Raw genomic sequence first — 19,128 nt, 5'->3', positions numbered from 1 at the left:
ATTGGGATTATTGCTTTGCCCAAAAATCGGATGAAGCAATTGATTGTGATTTAAGCCTTCGCCTGATAGCTAGCATCAGAGATATTAATCTTTATTTTCTCTGAAAACTCTACAGATAGACAGGAATAACTAGGGCCCCTTTATTACGTGACCCTAGTGACTTCGCTTGTTAGGTGCATTAAAACTGTTGAATTGAATCCCAATCCAACTCTCCTTTAATTGCTGATTCAGCGTCAGAATAAAAAGCCCATATAATCTTTAATTGAAAGTCATCTCGCATATTATATATACGATAGTCGATATGATATTCCAATGTTGTTTTATCTAAGTCTAAAACCTTGAACTCTTCCCCTGGAAATATACTTTCAACCCCTTTGACTTGAAATTTTTTGTATCGAAGATGCTCTTGTTCAATATTGTCTATTAATTTAATTTTTGAATTAATAACCTCAATCGCTTCCGGTATTAAAATATCTAACTTCCAATTAGAAATTACTTTTTCATTGCCATTTATAATTGATATTAATAGCTTATGCTTGTGTAAATCTTGTGCAGTAAATATTCTTTTAGTATCAGCAACAATGCTAGTATTTAATTTTGCGGTACCATTTACGCATGATTTCCACCAAGCATCACGATGCTTTACAAGCTCAGATGTTGAATATTTTGTACCCATCGGATGTCTAGAGTTGAAATGCCCTGCTTCTGCATGGCACCTTAAACACAGCACAATTGCATTAGATAATTCATTTAAACCACCATCAGCTTCCTGAATAATGTGATGTACGTTTACAGAACGGCCAGCAAACTCATGACACACACAACAAAACCTATTTGATTTGACTAATGCTTCTTCACGTATTTTTTTTGGGAATGGCATAAAGCTCCTTAATCACCTAACTTTCCAATAACGGGCGCAGACATGTGGGGTATAATGGCGAAGCCGCCACACGTGTAGGTAACACTAACTGGACACCCTTCGTTTTTTTAAATTAGAGTGGGTGTACATACAATTTTTTTTCAGCGAGTAAAATTTCCGCTGACTTCGCTTGTTAGGTTAATCCCACGACAACTACACTAAATAATGCTAGTTGAATAGAGACAACCAATATACTCCACCAAACTAAGGTACTTAACCTAAAAAACCGATTAAATACACCAAGGCATATGCTATAAAAAAACTGGTAAGCGAGAACTATCACAGTATTAATTACTATGGTTATAAATACATCTAACGGCCCAAATACAAACAATATAAATGCAAAAAAATAGGTAGGTATACCAAGGATATGCATGAACTTGGTATCAGTTTTATTCAATCGAGAATATGTCAGTAACATCAAAACCTAACAAGGATGTAGAAAAACCCTCACCTTAAAGTTTGTTATAAAAATTAACCTAATTTGACCACAAAAACGCGTCACTAGTGAAATCGGTACAGTTTTACCATTAAACAACACAAATATTTGACCTAGCGCATTGCCATTTTCTATCCCTGACCTTTTTCTACAGCCTCAACGCCCCACTAAGAGGCAAATAATAGTTGGTTAAAATAAGCGACGTAGAAGCAAAAACCAACTGTTATTTGTCCTTTTGAGTGACTTGTTATATGCATATCCTATTAGGGAACAGGATAAATGCCTTTAAGCTTTTCAGAAGAAAACGACTCCAATCTAGTTTCTGAAACACCTAAAGCGATCAATTTTTCGTGCGTCTCAGATACTTCATCAATACCCTCATCATCATTCTCGTAATTGTAATTTTGCCAATCTGCATCAGGATAAGCATCTAAAATGCATTGAAAATATGGAATATCAATTTCATTAACCGAGTGTCCTATTACGACTATATTTTGCACATCACCATATCCTTCTAATATGGAGCGATTGCGCTCTAAAATTTCGTCTACTGGTTTATGAAAGAGCCCCGGTATTTGAGCAACTTCTTTTGAAGTTTCATGGAACCATGGAGCATCACTTTCAGCAGTATTTGATCTTATACTACGTCCATGACCAAATATTATATTTCTCCCAACTTTTCCATGTACGTGCAGTACCCTATTCTCTGGAACGTTGTACACGTTTTGTAAAGTTGCTGTGTAATTGAAATTAACAAAAAATGCAGGCAAATTAAAATGCATCAGCTTTTGAGCTGCATTCACATCAATAGACCTAATCCACTCCCTAAAAGCGTTTGTTATATCATCAACAAGCTCTTCTTTTTTTATTAATATTTCATCTTCGTAACCATATAAGAGTTTAGGTTCATCACCCAATTCCTCCAAAGATGGTTGCATTGCAGCATTGTCATGGAAATTATCTTGATTAAATGATCCTAATGACTCTTCGAAGTTAGACCATTCAGAATCAATATCGCAAAAGTCATCAAAGTAATGGATGTGATCATCAAGATGCTCTTTATACTCTTTATTGAAATTTCCATAGCTAGTCGGCAATCCGCTCCATATATCAAAACCATTCCCGATTATAAATAACGTTGACACTCAAATACCTCTACTATTGAATAACAATTAACTATGCATATCGCTTTGCTAAGCGGCAATAAAATAGTTGGCTAAAATTAGCGAGGAACGAGCAAAAGCCAACTGTTTTTTGTCCGTTTAAGCAACTTGATACTCATTGAGCCTCCCCAATCAGCGTAACTTTCGGCTACTCTGATTGGCGACAAAACCAAACGGAGAAGCTCAATGAACTTTTATACTAATGCACATCCTTACTATTGTGGAATCGATTTACACGCTCGCTTACTTTATGTCTGTATCATTGATAATAAAGGGGAGGTGCTAGTCCACAAAAAATAAAGGGCTCACCCGAACAATTACTGGTTTTACTCACTCCTTACCTTGGAAATGTCATCGTAGGAGTCGAATGCATGCATTGTTGGTATTGGGTGAGTGACTTATGTCGGCAACATAATATTGATTTCGTCTTAGGCCATGCTTTGTATATGAAAGCCATACATGGCGGTAAAACTCAGAATGATAGAATTGATTCTTTTAAAATCGCTAAATTGTTACGCGGCGGCAGCTTCCCATTAGCCTATAATTACCCCAACGAATTACGGGCTACCCGAGATTTGCTTCGTCGTCGAACGAAGCTTGTTCGCTTTGGGGAGGATTTAAAAGCCCATGTATCTAATACTGTTAGCCAGTATAACTATCGACCTCATTCACTTAACTTACGCTACCCCGCATCAAGAGATAAAATGGCCCTCGTATTTGAGGACATATCCGTACAACGTAATGTCGATATTGATTTAACTATGGTCGGGCATATTGAAACCGAACTGCGATAAGTAGAATGGTTCATAGAGAAGCAAGCAAAACAGCATTATCCTAAAGACTATTACTTGCTCAAATCCATTGCCGGTGTAGGGCAAATACTCGCCCTGACTATCTTATATGAAATAGGTGACATTGAACGCTTTGACAATGTACACCTCAAATGGGCTTTCTCTGAAATGGCCATCCTCTACCTTCGAGGTAACGATAAGGCCAGAGCCTGAAACTAACTGGTGGAATATTCCAACCTTATTCTTGAATAGCGCCAGTGCTGGGTTAACCGATGAATGTCTAGCGCCCCTGTCATCATCATGGAGGATGAAACGGCAGGCTGTGATGAGCTCACATAAGAGCGCCTCTATATGTGTTTGCTGTAAGCGATGACTTAATAGCCTATATGACAGATGAAGTATACGACTTAGCTCAGAGACTTGGATTGACCTTGAAAAAGTGGTCAAAAGGTGACTAATACCTATTGACCAACTAGAGGCTCATATGTGTTAACTTTATGATTCGATAGAATTGATATAACTTTTAGCACCATCGAAATGGAAGCTTACATCTCGCTTTCCAAAGAATTTACGCCAATGTTTCTCTATGCTTTCTCTAGCTTCTGACTGCTTTTCATTATCATCATATTGACAAAAATCTACTACTTCAATCTCTGCATCTTTACGGGTCATTCTTGACAGTAATTGACGCATTTCAAAATCTGCACTTGGCAATGAGTACCCAATAAATACAAGCTTTGTTGCTTCCGATAATTCAATTCCAGCGTTTTGCCAAATAATTCGGTATTGTGGATTAGATAAATCCTTAATAAAAGTTGGCATAATTAAGTTAGGGGCTAATAAGTGCTTGCCTGCTTCTTCGCTAAAGTTTGTATCACAGTGACGACACGATGAAGTTTTTGTAAAGCTATGAATTGCCTCTTTCTTAGAAAACCTTGCATATAAGCGAGCACATCTGGGGCACTGCAACCAATTTAATGAACCATGAAGTTTAAGTAATTTCACATTAAAACCACCTTGGCCAAGCTTTTCCAAACCGGGCTTAACACTTCCATCATCTTCATCTTTCGAACTGATATAGCAACAATAATCTACTACAGCATCGTATTCAGTTTTTTCAGATATTGATTGATATATAGAGTTATCTAGCAATATATCCCAATTAGCACTTATGACACTGACTGGGTCCTCTTTACTATAATTACTATCCGCGCGAATTGAAGAGGCTTTGGCAAGGTAGCCAGCAAAGTTATCTATATATGATTTTGATTTATCTGTCTCGTTTAACAAAAATTGGATGGTTCTGCCAACAACATAAAATACAGCTTCACGGATTTTCATAATACTATCCAAACTAACTCCACGAAACTGAGAGCTGTCAGAAAGACAACGGTCAAGCGGGGTAAAAATATCCTCTAGCTCAATATCAGGAAAGTAACTTTCAGGCATGTTCAGTTGGTTTTGGAGGAATCCCTTAAATAATGAAAATTCTTCAGCTTTAAAAATTTTAGGATCTCTATCGTAGAGCCTAAAAGCCTCTTTCATAATTGCGGCTTGCGTAGGCGCTCCAGCTTCTACTGAAAAACCAGCCCCCAAAATGTATACAGTTTTCATTCTTAAATGTTCCACCTTTACCGAATAAAGTTAGACATAATGACTCCCCACGAGCCACCTTAAAAAGTGCTGATATCCAATTAAACGTGGGTTAGCTATAAGCCAGAGCCATAATAGTTGCGTTGAACAAACTAATAAAAGGAGATCAGCATGAACAAACATAACATACTTTTTATTGGCCTTGATACTCACAAAGAGTTTGTCGAAGTGGCCTACATTGAAGACCAGCGCGGAGCCAAGTCCATACACCTTGGACGACAACCATGCAGTAAAATAGCCATAAAAAAACTGGCTCGTCAGTTTGCAGATGCCACTTTACATTTTGTGTATGAAGCTGGGCCTTGTGGTTACTGGATATACCGCTTTCTGACCAGTTTAGGTCACTGTTGTTACGTCGTTGCGCCATCCCTCATCCCCAAAAAAACAGGGGATAGAGTCAAAACAGATAAACGTGATGCCATGATGCTAGCCAAGCTACTTAAGTCCGAAGACTTAACGCCTATCTATGTACCAGAGCCTGAGGATGAAGCCATACGCGATATATCCCGCGCTCGCGAAGTGGCAATGAAAGACTTAAAAGATGCCAAATACCAACTCAAAGCCATGTTATTGCGCAATAACATAACCTGCAAAATAAAAGATAATTGGTCTACAGCACACTTACGCTGGTTAACCGAATTGGTGTTGCCACACCCCGCCCAACAAATTGTATTGCAAGAAGCCATTCAAACCATTACTGAGCGTATGAAGCGCTTAGAGCGACTAGTGAATGAACTAGAGAATCACGTCAAGCGCTGGCGTTATTATCCAGTGGTGGCAAACGCCATCAAGGTGCCATTACCAAATGTGGTAATGGCAGAGCAAGACGATTACTCATTGAAGGGGCTCACAGTTATCGTTATAGCGCCAATATATCCACTGAACTACAAAAACGGCAAGAAGGGTTACCGAAAGAAATTATAGAGATTGCATGGCAGGCACAACTTAGACTGTGCAGACGCTATCAACGACTCATGCATAAAGGGAAGCACTACAATGTTGTCGTCACTGCCATTGCCCGTGAAATGATTGCCTATATCTGGGCCATATCACGAGAAGTAGTATTAACACCGGTCAATCCTAAATTACGTTTATCTAGAGTACCGGCATGAGAAAAGAGTTTGAGTTAACCTATTGGGTCAAGCATCGGCTGTGGCACAACCACCGAGGGCGTTAGGATGGCAATAACCTAACGGTTATTGAACCACGAACATAGACTGAAGACAGGTGTCACGACGGATTAAGTAAGGTAGGCGCTGTTCATCAAATTGATGAATAATCCACGGATATCAGCATGACAACCGACGAATTTACTTGCTTCACTCGATGGGTTAACTCATTTTAATAAACTAAAAAATGGCTTTAAAAAGAAGTAGGATATCGCTCGTCCTACTTGACGTGGGGAGTCATACCAACGCTTAACATATGGGGATTTTAGGAACGCTTTTTCAGTGAATAAAATTCCTACCGTGATGCACTTGTTAGTGTTTAGCCCCGCCATTCTGCGATCACATCGTCCGTTGAGAACCCTAAAATAGTAAATTGGTTTTCACCCGTTTTCCATGCCTTTGCAAAGAGCTTAGCCCTAGTGGCATAGAGCAAGTACTCTTCATTACATTGCGCAATGGCTACCACATTTTGTTTATTAATAAATTCGCAATCTTCTTGTGGATGATAGGCAGCTTCAACCTGTACCGAAACTGGTGTAATTAGGCAGCTCTCTAGCTGCGCCAAAGACTTATCAATTTCAGCTTCACGATCAAGCGCACCAACGAACGGAGAACTTGTTCCATTTGTTCGAGATGCTCTTATTAATTGTAATATTTCGTCTTTGCTCATTTGAACACTAACGCTTTACCAAGGAGCAAATGCGAACGTTGTTGGGCTTTGCCCAGTGAAAATTTGTCCCAGCCGCGCTTTTTGCGGCGAACTTAGGTAACTTGTTATATGGAATTTACTCACATCTACTGCCTTTATCTCTAACGACATAAGCAGCAAATTTATCATCTTCATTTCCACTAATACGAACATTTTCAAAACGACCATCTAATACATCAAACCAAAAACACCTAATGTGTTTGTTTGCATGATTTTGAGATATATCCTGAATCTTTTTACTTATATCTGGGTCATCCAACAAAAGCTCTCCAAACAAGAATGATGCTTGGGCTTTGTAGGAATTTGAATTCTCAGCATTGAGCAAATCTAAAACAACTGGTTTGTAGCGCTGTTTGTTTTGAATAAACAACTCAGTAGCACCGTCGTCCATACCAGAGCCAAGAGAATACATTTTGTGAAGTAAATATACTTGAACTCTACTGCTAAAAGTAACTAGCAAAACAAAAGTAATTACTAAAACTAAAAACCCTATGAATATTTTCACTAAACTTTCCTTGCCACATAGCGCTTAACATATGGGGATTTTAGGAGCGCTTTTTCAGCGAGTAAAATTCCCACCATGATGTTTTTGTTATAAAGCTCTATTGCTAGCAGTTGCATCATTATAGCCTTCTGAAAATCCAGACAAAAAATCCGGACCAGCTAAGCCAATTAGCAAGATTATTGAAGCTAAAAGCATGATGTTACGTTTGTTTGATTTATACCCGATGATCGTTAAAACAACGAACAAGATAAAACTAATAATTTCTACCCAAAACATACAACTTCCTTTTTTATTTCAACTGAATCTAAATTCAGCTTTGCTTTATAACAATTTAATAGTGCGCAAACTGCGCATTTTTCAATTTACAAATTGCGCACTTTCTTAATTTATCTATTTTTACCAAATTCAGTAACACTTTGCTAACTAAAGAAAAATTTGGAGTTTGAAATTTTTATGATCCCACAAAAATGCGCGAACCGCGCATTTTCCTAAATATAGGGGAAACCAAACCACAGTGTATAAAAAACAGTTTAATTGAGTATTCAACATGAAAACAAAATCATCGTATTTACAGTACAAAGTTGACTACATGTTAACTATGCAATGAGCTAATACAGCCTTTTTAAATACTGCAAAAAATATCATCACACCTAGCGTTACAGTAACACTGGCTTAATTGGTGTCACCCCAAATGCATCTCTTAGCCAGCTGCCTGCTTTACCTAAACGCTCGCTAGATGACCAGATTAAATCCACACCCACTTCCCATTCTGTGTGGGGATATGATGTAAGCTGTAATTCACATAATTGGTCTTGTAACTGTAAATCTAACATAAGTTGTTTAGGTACGGTTGCCCAGCCCATTCCCGTACATAAGGTGTTCATTAAGGTGAGATAGCTCGACATTTTCCACTGGTTGGTGGCACTAAGGTATTCACTGGTGGGGAGTTTTTCTAACAAGGGTGAGTACACCAGTTGCCTATGTTGATTGAGCTGCTCAAAATTCACCTGTGGCAGCTTAGCTAAGGGGTGCTCTCTGTGCACTACATTGGCAAATACAATATTACCCAGCCTTTTAAAGTGGATGTTTTTTGGGTAGTGAGTGCCTGCACACATAATACCCAAAGACGCCTCACCTTGCTCTATCAGCTGCTGAATATACTGTGACGATGGATGTAAAATATTTAAATCTACTGGCGCAAAGCTCTCTGCAAACCCTGCTAAGTTGTGGTTTAACAGTTGAAACGGAATAGTTTCATCAATAGCAATAGTGACTTGGCTTTCAAGCTCGGCTGCTAAACTATTAGCGCGGTTTTCCATGGACGAACATTGATGCAATATGGCTTCGGCGTCTCGTAGCAATGACTCACCATGTTTAGTTAGCACTGGGTATCGGCTAGTTCGGTCAAACAAACTCACCCCAAAATCAATCTCTAGGTTGGCGACTGATATACTTAAAGCCGACTGAGATTTACCCAATTTTCGGGCGGCTGCCGAAAAAGACTTTTCGCTCGCTACCGCACAAAATGCTGTTAACTGTTCAATCGACAAACGCATAATCACCACAAAACTATTAAAATTTTTAATAGTTTCTATTTTGCACACTCTGCCCAGCAGAGTAAATTTAATCTATTGCCCAACAATTTGTTTTGAGGTTGTAAGAGATGACATATTTTAAGTCACAAACAAACCACACACAGAGCAACATCCACCCAGTGGATCAAACCCTGCCCATGGCACCAACCTTGTTACTGGGCTTACAACATGTATTGGTGATGTACTCGGCTTGCATAATAGTCCCTCTTATCTTGGGCGCAGCCCTTAACCTACCCAAAGAAACCTTGTCGCTTATCATCAATGCCGATCTATTCGCAGCTGGGCTTGCCACCTTAGTGCAGTGTTTTGGGAATCGTTATTTTGGCATTAAGTTACCCATAATGATGGGCGTAACCTTTACGTCTATCGCACCCATGATCGCCATAGGTGTTAACCCAGAGCTGGGCTTGCCGGGGATTTACGGTGCGATTATTGTTTCTGGAATATTGGGGATTCTATTTGCCCCTGTTATGGGCCGCTTGATGAAGTTCTTCCCCCCTGTAGTGACAGGCTCAGTGTTATTAGTAATCGGCATTAGTTTAATGAAAGTGGGCATAGAGTGGTCGGCAGGTGGCAGCCCAACTCTTGCTGATGGTTCGGCTAACCCAGATTTTGGTAAGCCCATTTATTTACTGGTTAGCTTGTTGCAGCTGAGTTTAATCTTACTAATCAATCGTTTTGCAAAAGGCTTTTTGAGTAATGTTTCTGTTTTGGTTGCTATGCTTGCTGGGTTTATTGCAGCTTGGTTACTTGGGGATATTTCATTAACTGGCTTAAATAACGAGCCTTGGGTGGCGGTTATCAAACCGTTAAGCCTAGGCATGCCCACCTTCGATTTTTTAGCTATTTGTTCTATGTCACTCGTCATGCTGGTGACTATGGTTGAGTCCACTGGGATGTTTTTAGCCTTAGGTAAATTAGTAGACAAAGAGGTGGACCAAAAACAATTAGTTAGGGGCTTACGTTCCGATGGGCTTGGTACCTTACTAGGGGGCTTGTTTAATGCCTTTCCTTACACTTCTTTTTCGCAAAACATAGGGTTAGTCACTATAAGTGGCGTGAAAAGCCGTTATGTTGCAGCTGCTGGTGCGTTTATTTTAATTGCCCTTGGCTGCCTACCTAAAATGGCATTTATTATTGCGTCTATTCCCCAGTATGCTTTAGGCGCTGCCGCTATGGTGATGTTTGGCACGGTGGCCGTGATGGGAGTACGAATTTTAAGTCAGGTAGATTTTACTGATTCACGCTCTAATTTATTAGTGGTATCCGCAAGTGTAGGAATGGGCTTAATTCCTATGATTGCTCCTACTTACTTTCAACACCTACCACGATGGAGTGCTATTTTTACAGACAGTGGCATTATCTTAAGCGTGTGCACTGCCATTTTACTCAACGCTATTTTTAATCAGCCCAACTCTCAACAAGCAAACAAAGGTTAACCACCATGACAGCCACACTTTATCAAGCCGATTACCTAGTCACTATGGATAGCAACAATACCATTATCAAAGATGGTGCTGTATTGGTTGAACATGGCATTATCAAACAATTGGATAAAGCTAGTGAGCTACTCAGCCAACATCCTAATGTACCTGTTAAAACCTATGCTAAGCGCATATTAATGCCAGGGTTAATCAATACCCATTGCCACTCTGGCATGTTGCGGGGCACAGCTGAGGGATTGCCAGTGTGGGATTGGCTGCAGCAATATATTGATCCTATGCATAAGGTGTTGACCGCCAAAGAGGCGAGTTTGTCGTCTTGGCTATGTTATGCCGAGGCATTGTTATCTGGCACCACCTGTATTGTTGATATGTGGCGCTACATGGAAGGCAGTGCAGATGCTGCTAAGCAATTAGGGATTCGAGCTTGCTTAGTGCCTTATGTTGCCGAGCACCCAGATCACGATTACTTTGAAACCCTAGACAGTAACGAAGCACTTATTAATAACTGGCATCAAGAAGCCAATGGCCGTATACATGTGTGGGTGGGTCTAGAGCATTTATTTTATGCCGTGCCACCAGCATTAAAGCGTATCGCCGATATGTGCCAAGACTACCAAGTTGGCTTTCACACCCACAGCAACGAAAGCAAGTTTGACGTAGAACAAACCCTTGAACGATACAACATACGACCGATTCAGGCATTAGAGAAATTCGGATTACTAGATGCCCCAAAAACCTTATTAGCCCATTGCGTGTGGGCCGATGATACCGAAATAGCGCTTATGGCACAGCGCAAAATAGGTGTGGCCCATAACCCTATTAGCAACATGAAACTAGCCTCAGGTGCAGCACCTATAGTGGCTATGTTAAAAGCTGGCGTTTCCGTGGGGCTAGGTACTGACGGTGAAAAAGAAAACAACAACCTAGACATGTTTGAAGAAATGAAAACCTCATCACTACTGGCTAAATTTTCTAGCTTAGATGCCGCCGCCCTTGATGCGTGGGATATATGCCGCATGGCCACAATTGATGGGGCAAAAGCTTTAGGGTTAGCAGATACAACTGGTTCACTTGAGGTGGGTAAGTCTGCTGATATGATAGCGGTTCGCTGTGATACACCTCGCATGACACCTCTTATTGATTCAGGGCCACTGATGAACATTCATTACAACTTAGTCCATGCGGTACAGGGGCAAGATGTTGATATGACTATGGTGGCCGGAAAAGTACTAGTAGAAAATGGCCAATTACTTGAACACGACATACAACAACTTATCGAACAAGTTAACCTAGCTGCCCCTGCTTTGTTTAAGCGGCGCCAAGCTTGGTTAGATAGCACCAAAGGCGCGATAAAGCGGGCGCTAACCTCCTAACCAAACACCACACTACTAGGAAATAAAATGGGGATAAACAAAGTACTTTTAACCATGGTCGCTTTTATGACCTACATGGTTATGTCTGGGTTACTCACCCAAATAGGTGTGTTGATTGCTCCTGTATCCGAATATTTGAATATAAGCATTACCCAAGCTGCCTCTTTGTTCTCGCTATTAACAGGTGGCACCTTTGCCGGTACTTTTGTGGCTATGCTGGTGTATGGTCGCTTTGCTTTAAGGCAGATTTTTAAAGTAAATTACGCCGCCTTTATTGGCCTATTGATTTTAATGGTGACCTTAGATAACCGCTCACAAGGTTCCGTGTCTTTTTACTTATTTTCATTAGGGTTATGCTGTGGCGTTGGCTTAGCGGGCGGGGCGGTATTAATTGCCAATTTATATAACGAACAAAAGCGCGCCTCTGCCTTTTTGGCTACCGATTGCTCCTTTAGTTTAGCTGGCTTTGTGTTTCCTTCATTGGCGGTAATATTACTATCAGCTAATCAATTATGGACCATTAGTTATGGCGCTGTGGGTATATTAGCTCTACTGATATTAATAGCATGTTTCACCCTAAACTTTCCCAAACAGCCAACTCCTAACAATCAAGAATCTCAAGAAGATAAAGCCGAGCCAAAAGTTAATATTTGGACCCCAAGAGTCTTTATCATGGCCATTGCCTTGTGCTGTTACCTTACCACTCAAACCACCTTTTTAACTTGGGCGCCTAATTACTTACAGCAAGCCCTTAACCTTGAAGCTAGCCAAGCTGCCGCTGCAGTGGGTAATTACTGGGGGCCTTCTATATTTGGCCTACTTACGGTTACGCTACTGGTAATTAAGGTACCCACTCGGCCTTTATTACTGGCCGTAATAGCTATCGCTATAATGTTATCAACCCTTCTTTATACCACTGACGACCCAGACTGGTTTTTAACAGTTACCTTGGGCCTTGGGTTAATGACTTCTTGTATTTTCAAGCTAGGGATTTCGGTGGGCTCCCAGCAAATAACAAATGCCCCACCTATTCTAGTTACCTTTTTACTGTGTTCAGCTACAGTAGGAAGCACGATAGCACCGGCACTTTCGGCCCTTGTGGTCGAACACTTTGGTGTAAGTAGTGCTATGTTAATGACAGTGCTTGGGTTTGTACTTGTGGCAATTTTAATGTCCACCTGCTTATTGCTAGAACAAAAAGCCCTTACAACACATACATCACAAGGAACCTCAGTATGAATAACAAAGTGATTTTTGATACCGACCCAGGGATAGACGATGCCATGGCCATACTCTTTGCACATGCCAGCGGTAAAATTGACTTAATGGGGATCACCACAGTATTCGGTAACGCCACCATAGAAAACGCCACTCGCAATGCCTTGTATCTAAAACAGCGTTTTTCCATTGCGACAAATGTTTCTGCAGGAGCTGACACCCCGTTAGTAGTGCCGGCTGGTGAGCCCACTACTTTTGTACATGGGCAAAATGGTCTAGGGGATATTGATTTACCCGACACCATTCCCCTAGAAACCGATCCACGCTCAGCCTTTGATTTTATTATCGACACAGTACGGGAGTACCCCAATGAGATAACACTTATCGCAGTGGGGCGCTTAACGAATTTAGCCCTAGCACTACAGAAAGCCCCAGACATTATCCCATTAGTAAAAGAAGTGGTTGTAATGGGCGGCGCTTTTGGCCATAACGGCCATACAGGTAACGTTAGCCCCTATGCCGAAGCCAATATCATAGGCGATCCACATGCAGCGGATATTGTGTTTACAGCAAACTGGCCGTTAACAGTGGTGGGTTTAGATGTTACGCAGCAAACCATTATGAGCAATGCATACATAGAAAATCTTAGAAATGAGTCAAAGGTTTACGGTGAATTTATCTATCAAATCAGCCGCTTTTACAGCGACTTTCACAAACAAAGCGCGGGGTTAGACGGTTTTTATGTACACGACTCATCCGCAGTCGCTTACTTGTTAGCCCCAGAATTATTTAAGGTTAAACAAGGGCCAATACGAGTGGTTTGCGAAGGCCCAGCCATAGGCATGACACTTTGCAAAACCATAGAAAAAACCTTCCCAGTAGATGACTGGCATAATAAGCCTAAACAACAAGTATGTACTGATGTTGATAGCCAAGGGTTATTAGATTTATACATGCAAACCCTCAGCTTATAGGACCTAACAGGGTTTGCTAATTACTGATTATCTTTTTTAGCTTTGCAAACCCTGCACTATCTCTATCTTCTTTTGCGCAGATACTTAATAAGTCCTCGATGAAATACCCTAAAGCTCTGCGCTCTATCTCTACAATCTGCGCTTGCTGCTTTTGGTTTAACATGTGATACATACTCGCAGCACCAAAGTCGCCAAAGATCATGTTTCCTTCATCATCTATCAGGGTGTTGTGGGCATATAAATCGCCATGGCAAACTTGTTTACTATGTAAGTGTGCAAATACTGATTGCATTTGAGCGACTATTTTTTCGATATGCGCTATAGATAAGCTCTCACCCTCCTTGAAAGTGTCACGGGTACAGGTGTCAAAACTAGGTGGTAAACCAAGGTTACGATAATGCTTTGGTATTAACGCCATCACCAAAGCCAAACAATCATCCTCTGCTACCTGGGCTAATGGCCTAACTAAATTTGGATGAGCCCCCACCTTTAAACAAGCTTGCATCTCATCTTTTGGATATCCATCACTGGTTACTTCACCTTTAAACACTTTAACAGCGATATGTTCAGGGAGTTCTACTTGAGGCGCTTGCCACTGTGCTTTTGAAATCACACCAGACGCACCTTGCCCTAATACATTTTGTACCTGAATACTTGATAAAGAGACTTGAGGCACTGTCAGAGCCTGATAATTTACATGACTAAAAGGGTTACCCGAAAACGCTACCCATGCCAGTTTGGGCAAGCTTAATAACTGCTCAGGGAAACTGGTAAGCTTGTTCGCCGAAATACGCACCAACTCAAGATTGGTAAGCTGTGAAAGGTTACTTGGCAATTCAGCTAATTGATTTCCAGCTAACATTAATTTTTGCATTAGGTGTCGCTCACCCAATGACTGAGGCAATGCAGTAATTTGATTGTCGGTCAAAATTAACCAACGTAGCTTTTTGGGAAGCGCTCCCTCAGGCACATGCTTTATCTGATTAGCTTTAAAACCCACAATCTCTAAATTTGGACACTTACCAAGACTTTCCGGCAAGGTTTCAAATGGATTATTAGAAGCAAATAGTATTCTGAGTTTGGTTAGTTGCTGTATTTCATCAGGCAAACTGGTTAATCGATTATTTGATAAATCTAGCACCTCTAAACTATCTGCTAAGGATAAAATCTCCATAGGAAATTCAGTTAAGTTTGCAGATAAAGTTAGCTTTGAAGCACCAGCCAATTGACCAGAACGTAATTCAGAAAGAGTGTGCAAAATAGAGCACCTTTAACAAAGGAAAACAACGAGCAGAAGCCTACTGAAAAAGCCCTAAAAAAGATAGTAAAGACATACCCTTATGTTTGTCACCCTCAGAACCAAAAAACGGGCCAAAGCCCGTTTTTTAAAGGTGTTTACAGAGTACTACTCAGATACTTGAGGAGTACCATGGCCTTCTCTTGGTGGCTCACTTTCAGTAACGACAAGACGTGAGAATGTCACACTTGAGTAATCCCCATTGGCTTTATCTTCTTCCCAGTTACCTGTGCCAGGACAAGCTGGGTACCAAAAGGCAGGATCATCTTTAGTACTACATTGGTTATAGGCACCGGCTTTAAAGTAATTAAAATCTAGAGTGTATCCATAAGGGTGATCTAACTTATCCAACTCTCCATAAGCATTAACTGCATTGGCTAAGTTGATAGCATATTCTACCGTTTCATGACCTTGAGTTGTAAAGGTTAAATACATCACATCTTTATGAACATTTACCACATAACTAAACTCATCGCCCAATGACAAGCCTTGCTCTCCTGGGTCTTCAGGGTTTAGCCAAGTATTCCCCCAAACTGGATAAGCAATATCTATACGGTTAGGATCGTCTTTTGGTAGGTTTCTCTCGTAGGTCCAAAAAACAGAGCCTGTGTCATGGTTAGGGTGCTTTTTAAAGTAAATTTTAAGTGGTTCATTGCCCCAACCAAAGCCTTTGACGGGCTTGTCCCACTTAGTAGCATGAATTTGTCCAACAACCACCGAAAAAGCAGGTGCTTTTTCTGGGTATTTTGCTCTAACAGATACATGATTTACCTTAAGAGTGGCTTCTAATTTACCCCCAATTCGCTTGAATTTTTTGGCGATAGGGTTACTTGCCACTGTAAAGTTGTTTTGAGGTGAGTGAGTCTTATAACGGGTAGATTTACCACGCAACATATGACGTAACTCACTACGAGTATTCGTGGTGTTTTTTGTAGTACTCGCTTTATTGGGAGTGGTGAATACCATGCCTCCGTTTTCATCTAAGTAGAAAAAGTCTGGGTGCTCAAAGTCTTGGATCTTTTTTACAGATACTGAGTCTGGCTTACCGTCATTATTTTCGTCTGTGGGGAGCGTAATATTCCATTCACTTAAATCAAATTTATCGGCTGGCACATCTGCAACCGCACTTTCAGTAATACATGCAGTCAACAATAGCGTTACTACCATTTTCTTATATTTTAGGTACTTAGAAAAAGCTTTCATAAAATCTCTTTATTCGTAGGGTATAAAAACGTTAAATATTTAAACTGTGCCTTATCCGTAAGATCTTTATTTCTATTCCCTTAAACACTATGTTAACAAATAAACTCATTTAGCTCTAACTTCCCTTAATCTAAAGTAATCTTCTGCAAAGCCGCCGGGTCGTAAGCTGGTCGCCTCGTTTCATCATTTTGATACTTAGAGTCGAGCTTATCTTCAATCAAATGGTGAATGGCATACTCAAACGTACCCGTTTAAAGTTGCTCTAGGAAGTTAATCATTACCATAGTATTTTGCTGATAGTTGAGTGAAATAAAGCGTGGCATCACCGAGGCTCCTATGCCTAATTGATAATACCTATTTGATCACAAACCATGATCTGAGGGAAGTAAAAAACGAACAAAAAACAAACTATTCACGACTTTTTCTACAGCCTCAACGCCCCAAGCAGGGGCAATAACACGTTGGCTTAAATACGGAACGAAGTGACGGGAGCCTGCGTGTTAATGTCCCGCTGACTTGGTTTGTTAGCTGCCGCTTACACTAATAGTGATAGCGACAGGAAATGATAGTTAAATATGAATCCGATACTGCATAAACTAAACGATTAGTTTCATCTATTCGTCTAGACCAAAAACCAGATAAATTCTCTTTTAATGGCTCAGGTTTACCAATACCCTCAAATGGAGAGCGCTTGGAGTCATAAATTAATTTATTTATACGTTTTAAAGTCTTTTTATCTTGGCTTTGCCAGTAGACATAATCACTCCAAGCTTCATCAGTCCATGCAAGTTGTCTAACCATCTATTAAGTCTCTAGACTTTACTTGACCTGAATTATACTGCTCAATTGATTTAGATAAATGAGCAGCATTAGCTGGAGATTTAAGTAAATGAACAGTTTCCATAAGACTATTATAATGATCCAAGGACATTACGACTGCGTCTTCAGAATCTCTCCGAGTTATCACTGTGTAATCTACATCATTTACAACTTGATCTAGTACCGACTTAAGCCCATTTCGAGCTTCTGTAAAAGATACTATGCGCATAAACACCTCGTAGTTGTACAATAAACAAGACAAGTTTAACTGTTCAATGATACATGTGCAAGATCTAAGACAACTCTGAATTTTAAGGGCTGCTAACTTTTAAATAAGGGGCGCATACATGTGGGCTAAAATGCGAAGCAGCCCACGTGTATGCGTCCCAGCGAACGAAGTGAGTGACTTAATTTTTTTGTTATGTGCCCGATTGCACCTTTTTATGTCTAATAAATCGATATAGATTTTTCAAAATATTAGAAACACACAAAATCAAGAAAATTGCTGCTGATAAAAAAAGTAATAACCCAGAGTATCTGCCGTCAGCCCATTTATTGAATCCGTTTAATTCCAAAAAACTCAACGACCAATAAATAGCTCCAGAACAGAGTGAAATTGGTATCAGTAGTAGTGGTATATGCCACAACATATACCGCTTATTATGATCCTTTAATTCCACCACTTTCAATACCTCTTATCCTCGAAACAACCAAAATTACGAGGGCTCATAACAAAATTAATATCCGGAAAAATTCCGTGTTTAAACACGGAATTTTTCCTAGATCTTGCTGTTATGCGGAATTTCAGTCATAACAGGATCAATCAGCAGTACTATTACTTACTTGAACATCAATACTAGCTAACTGTTTAACTGCCTAATCTTTTAGTCGGCAAAGCCAATGCTCCTAACAAGCTTACTGCCCAAACACTGACCAGCCTGTTTTTCTAGCGAGTAATTCCAAGGCTTGTGTACCAAGTTTACTATTACCTATAGGATCCAAGCCCGGTGACCAGACTGCAATCGACGCCTTGCCCGGTGCAACTGCCATAATCCCTCCACCTACACCACTTTTACCTGGCAAGCCTACTCTAAAGGCGAATTCTCCTGAGCCATCATAATGACCACACATAAGCATTAGAGAATTGATACGTTTGGCGCGCTTAGAAGAGACTACACGGTATCCCGTAGTGGGGTTTACCCCATCATTTGCTAAAAATAGCCCAGCGGTTGCGAGTTGTTGGGTATTCATAGCTATTGAGCAGTGGTGAAAATAGGTCCCTAGTACTGCATCCACTGGGTTTTCGAAGTGCCCAAAGGATGCCATAAAGTGGGCTAATGAAGCGTTTCTGTCGCCAGTTTCTAGTTCAGAACGGGCGACTTTTTCATCTATGCTAATGGTGTCATCATTTGCCACAAAGCGCATAAATTGCAAAATTTCGGCTAGGGTTTCTTTAGGCTGGTGACCTTGTAAAATAATGTCAGCTACAGTGATTGCACCAGCATTTATAAAGGGGTTTCGGGGTTTTCCGTGTTCGTGCTCTAACTGCACAATAGAGTTGAACGGGTCTCCTGAGGGTTCGCGGCCCACTCTATTCCAAAGACGTTCGCCTAACTTGCCCAGAGCTAAGGTTAATGTAAATACCTTTGAAATACTTTGTATTGAAAACAGCGTGTGAGCACACCCTGCGCTATAAATGGCTCCATCTGGCAGGGCCACGCTAATGGCAAACTGCTCAGGGTCAACCTGAGCTAACTGGGGAATATAGCTGGCCACTTTGCCTTTATCGGCTTTCGCGGCCATTTGCTCCGCAATATCGTCGACTATCTGTTGCATGCTCTACTCTTAGTAATGGT

Annotated in this window: 16 protein-coding genes and 2 pseudogenes; 6 read left to right on the top strand and 12 right to left on the bottom strand. The window is 40.6% G+C overall.

Translation table 11 applies throughout. From position 1 onward, the window contains the following. Positions 1-178 precede the first annotated feature (178 nt). Positions 179-880, bottom strand: coding sequence for an HNH endonuclease (locus tag ACMUMK_RS14320; protein ID WP_414701828.1), 702 nt, complete (start codon positions 878-880; stop codon positions 179-181). Between the two features lie 741 nt (positions 881-1,621). Then, entirely contained in the window at positions 1,622-2,503 is an 882-nt protein-coding gene (locus ACMUMK_RS14315; protein WP_414701827.1) for a bacteriophage abortive infection AbiH family protein, read from the bottom strand. Between the two features lie 204 nt (positions 2,504-2,707). Here ACMUMK_RS14315 and ACMUMK_RS14310 point away from each other — a divergent pair. Beyond that, positions 2,708-3,519 (top strand): annotated as a pseudogene (locus ACMUMK_RS14310) (IS110 family transposase); the annotation flags it as partial. A 288-nt stretch (positions 3,520-3,807) separates the two neighbouring features. Here ACMUMK_RS14310 and ACMUMK_RS14305 read toward each other — a convergent pair. Then, positions 3,808-4,926, bottom strand: a complete 1,119-nt coding sequence (locus ACMUMK_RS14305) for a hypothetical protein (RefSeq protein ID WP_414701826.1) — start codon at positions 4,924-4,926, stop codon at positions 3,808-3,810. Between the two features lie 150 nt (positions 4,927-5,076). On the opposite strand from ACMUMK_RS14305, the pseudogene ACMUMK_RS14300 reads away from it, so the two are divergent. Next, positions 5,077-6,077: pseudogene (locus tag ACMUMK_RS14300) on the top strand (IS110 family transposase). A gap of 376 nt (positions 6,078-6,453) precedes the next feature. Here the strand turns inward: ACMUMK_RS14300 and ACMUMK_RS14295 are convergent. From ACMUMK_RS14295 to ACMUMK_RS14280, 4 genes are all read right to left on the bottom strand, one after another. After that, positions 6,454-6,804: a hypothetical protein gene (locus ACMUMK_RS14295; protein WP_414701825.1), complete on the bottom strand. Its 351-nt coding sequence runs from the start codon at positions 6,802-6,804 to the stop codon at positions 6,454-6,456. 115 nt (positions 6,805-6,919) lie between these two features. Further along, a complete protein-coding gene (locus ACMUMK_RS14290) occupies positions 6,920-7,348 on the bottom strand; it encodes a hypothetical protein (protein ID WP_414701824.1) in 429 nt (142 codons plus the stop codon). A gap of 87 nt (positions 7,349-7,435) precedes the next feature. Beyond that, positions 7,436-7,624, bottom strand: coding sequence for a hypothetical protein (locus tag ACMUMK_RS14285; RefSeq protein WP_414701823.1), 189 nt, complete (start codon positions 7,622-7,624; stop codon positions 7,436-7,438). Between the two features lie 380 nt (positions 7,625-8,004). Further along, positions 8,005-8,904: a LysR family transcriptional regulator gene (locus tag ACMUMK_RS14280; RefSeq protein ID WP_414701822.1), complete on the bottom strand. Its 900-nt coding sequence runs from the start codon at positions 8,902-8,904 to the stop codon at positions 8,005-8,007. Between the two features lie 107 nt (positions 8,905-9,011). On the opposite strand from ACMUMK_RS14280, the gene ACMUMK_RS14275 reads away from it, so the two are divergent. The 4 genes from ACMUMK_RS14275 to ACMUMK_RS14260 are packed head-to-tail and all read left to right on the top strand — an operon-like array spanning position 9,012 to position 13,953. Continuing rightward, positions 9,012-10,382, top strand: a complete 1,371-nt coding sequence (locus ACMUMK_RS14275; RefSeq protein WP_414701821.1) for a nucleobase:cation symporter-2 family protein — start codon at positions 9,012-9,014, stop codon at positions 10,380-10,382. 5 nt (positions 10,383-10,387) lie between these two features. After that, positions 10,388-11,761, top strand: coding sequence for an amidohydrolase family protein (locus ACMUMK_RS14270; RefSeq protein ID WP_414701820.1), 1,374 nt, complete (start codon positions 10,388-10,390; stop codon positions 11,759-11,761). Positions 11,762-11,788: 27 nt separating this feature from the next. Beyond that, positions 11,789-13,000: an MFS transporter TsgA gene (gene tsgA, locus ACMUMK_RS14265; RefSeq protein ID WP_414701819.1), complete on the top strand. Its 1,212-nt coding sequence runs from the start codon at positions 11,789-11,791 to the stop codon at positions 12,998-13,000. Further along, a complete protein-coding gene (locus tag ACMUMK_RS14260) occupies positions 12,997-13,953 on the top strand; it encodes a nucleoside hydrolase (protein ID WP_414701818.1) in 957 nt (318 codons plus the stop codon). The genes tsgA and ACMUMK_RS14260 overlap by 4 nt, the downstream gene beginning before the upstream one ends. 16 nt (positions 13,954-13,969) lie before the next feature. On the opposite strand, the gene ACMUMK_RS14255 is transcribed toward ACMUMK_RS14260, so the two are convergent. From ACMUMK_RS14255 to ACMUMK_RS14235, 5 genes are all read right to left on the bottom strand, one after another. Beyond that, on the bottom strand, positions 13,970-15,211 hold the full coding sequence (locus ACMUMK_RS14255; protein WP_414701817.1) for a leucine-rich repeat-containing protein kinase family protein: 1,242 nt from the start codon (positions 15,209-15,211) through the stop codon (positions 13,970-13,972). A gap of 147 nt (positions 15,212-15,358) precedes the next feature. Then, positions 15,359-16,453, bottom strand: a complete 1,095-nt coding sequence (locus ACMUMK_RS14250) for a polysaccharide lyase family 7 protein (protein WP_414701816.1) — start codon at positions 16,451-16,453, stop codon at positions 15,359-15,361. A 540-nt stretch (positions 16,454-16,993) separates the two neighbouring features. After that, a complete protein-coding gene (locus ACMUMK_RS14245; RefSeq protein ID WP_414701815.1) occupies positions 16,994-17,254 on the bottom strand; it encodes a Txe/YoeB family addiction module toxin in 261 nt (86 codons plus the stop codon). After that, a complete protein-coding gene (locus tag ACMUMK_RS14240) occupies positions 17,247-17,501 on the bottom strand; it encodes a type II toxin-antitoxin system Phd/YefM family antitoxin (protein WP_414701814.1) in 255 nt (84 codons plus the stop codon). The genes ACMUMK_RS14245 and ACMUMK_RS14240 overlap by 8 nt, the downstream gene beginning before the upstream one ends. 686 nt (positions 17,502-18,187) lie before the next feature. After that, complete coding sequence (locus tag ACMUMK_RS14235) at positions 18,188-19,108, bottom strand: glutaminase (protein WP_133468959.1); 921 nt, start codon at positions 19,106-19,108, stop codon at positions 18,188-18,190. Between the last annotated feature and the right edge of the window lie 20 nt (positions 19,109-19,128).

Origin of the sequence: Paraglaciecola sp. 2405UD69-4, from assembly GCF_047525415.1 — a bacterium.
Taxonomy (GTDB): Bacteria; Pseudomonadota; Gammaproteobacteria; order Enterobacterales; family Alteromonadaceae; genus Paraglaciecola.
The sequence above is the reverse complement of the archived record's forward strand: the minus strand, read 5'-3'. Positions and strand labels throughout refer to the sequence as shown.

Coding starts and splice junctions, on each gene's coding strand:
- ACMUMK_RS14320 (WP_414701828.1), bottom strand. CDS start 880: ATGCCATTCCCAAAAAAAATACGTGAAGAAGCATTAGTCAAATCAAAT.
- ACMUMK_RS14305 (WP_414701826.1), bottom strand. CDS start 4,926: ATGAAAACTGTATACATTTTGGGGGCTGGTTTTTCAGTAGAAGCTGGA.
- ACMUMK_RS14295 (WP_414701825.1), bottom strand. CDS start 6,804: ATGAGCAAAGACGAAATATTACAATTAATAAGAGCATCTCGAACAAAT.
- ACMUMK_RS14285 (WP_414701823.1), bottom strand. CDS start 7,624: ATGTTTTGGGTAGAAATTATTAGTTTTATCTTGTTCGTTGTTTTAACG.
- ACMUMK_RS14280 (WP_414701822.1), bottom strand. CDS start 8,904: ATGCGTTTGTCGATTGAACAGTTAACAGCATTTTGTGCGGTAGCGAGC.
- ACMUMK_RS14275 (WP_414701821.1), top strand. CDS start 9,012: ATGACATATTTTAAGTCACAAACAAACCACACACAGAGCAACATCCAC.
- ACMUMK_RS14270 (WP_414701820.1), top strand. CDS start 10,388: ATGACAGCCACACTTTATCAAGCCGATTACCTAGTCACTATGGATAGC.
- tsgA (WP_414701819.1), top strand. CDS start 11,789: ATGGGGATAAACAAAGTACTTTTAACCATGGTCGCTTTTATGACCTAC.
- ACMUMK_RS14260 (WP_414701818.1), top strand. CDS start 12,997: ATGAATAACAAAGTGATTTTTGATACCGACCCAGGGATAGACGATGCC.
- ACMUMK_RS14250 (WP_414701816.1), bottom strand. CDS start 16,453: ATGAAAGCTTTTTCTAAGTACCTAAAATATAAGAAAATGGTAGTAACG.
- ACMUMK_RS14245 (WP_414701815.1), bottom strand. CDS start 17,254: ATGGTTAGACAACTTGCATGGACTGATGAAGCTTGGAGTGATTATGTC.
- ACMUMK_RS14240 (WP_414701814.1), bottom strand. CDS start 17,501: ATGCGCATAGTATCTTTTACAGAAGCTCGAAATGGGCTTAAGTCGGTA.
- ACMUMK_RS14235 (WP_133468959.1), bottom strand. CDS start 19,108: ATGCAACAGATAGTCGACGATATTGCGGAGCAAATGGCCGCGAAAGCC.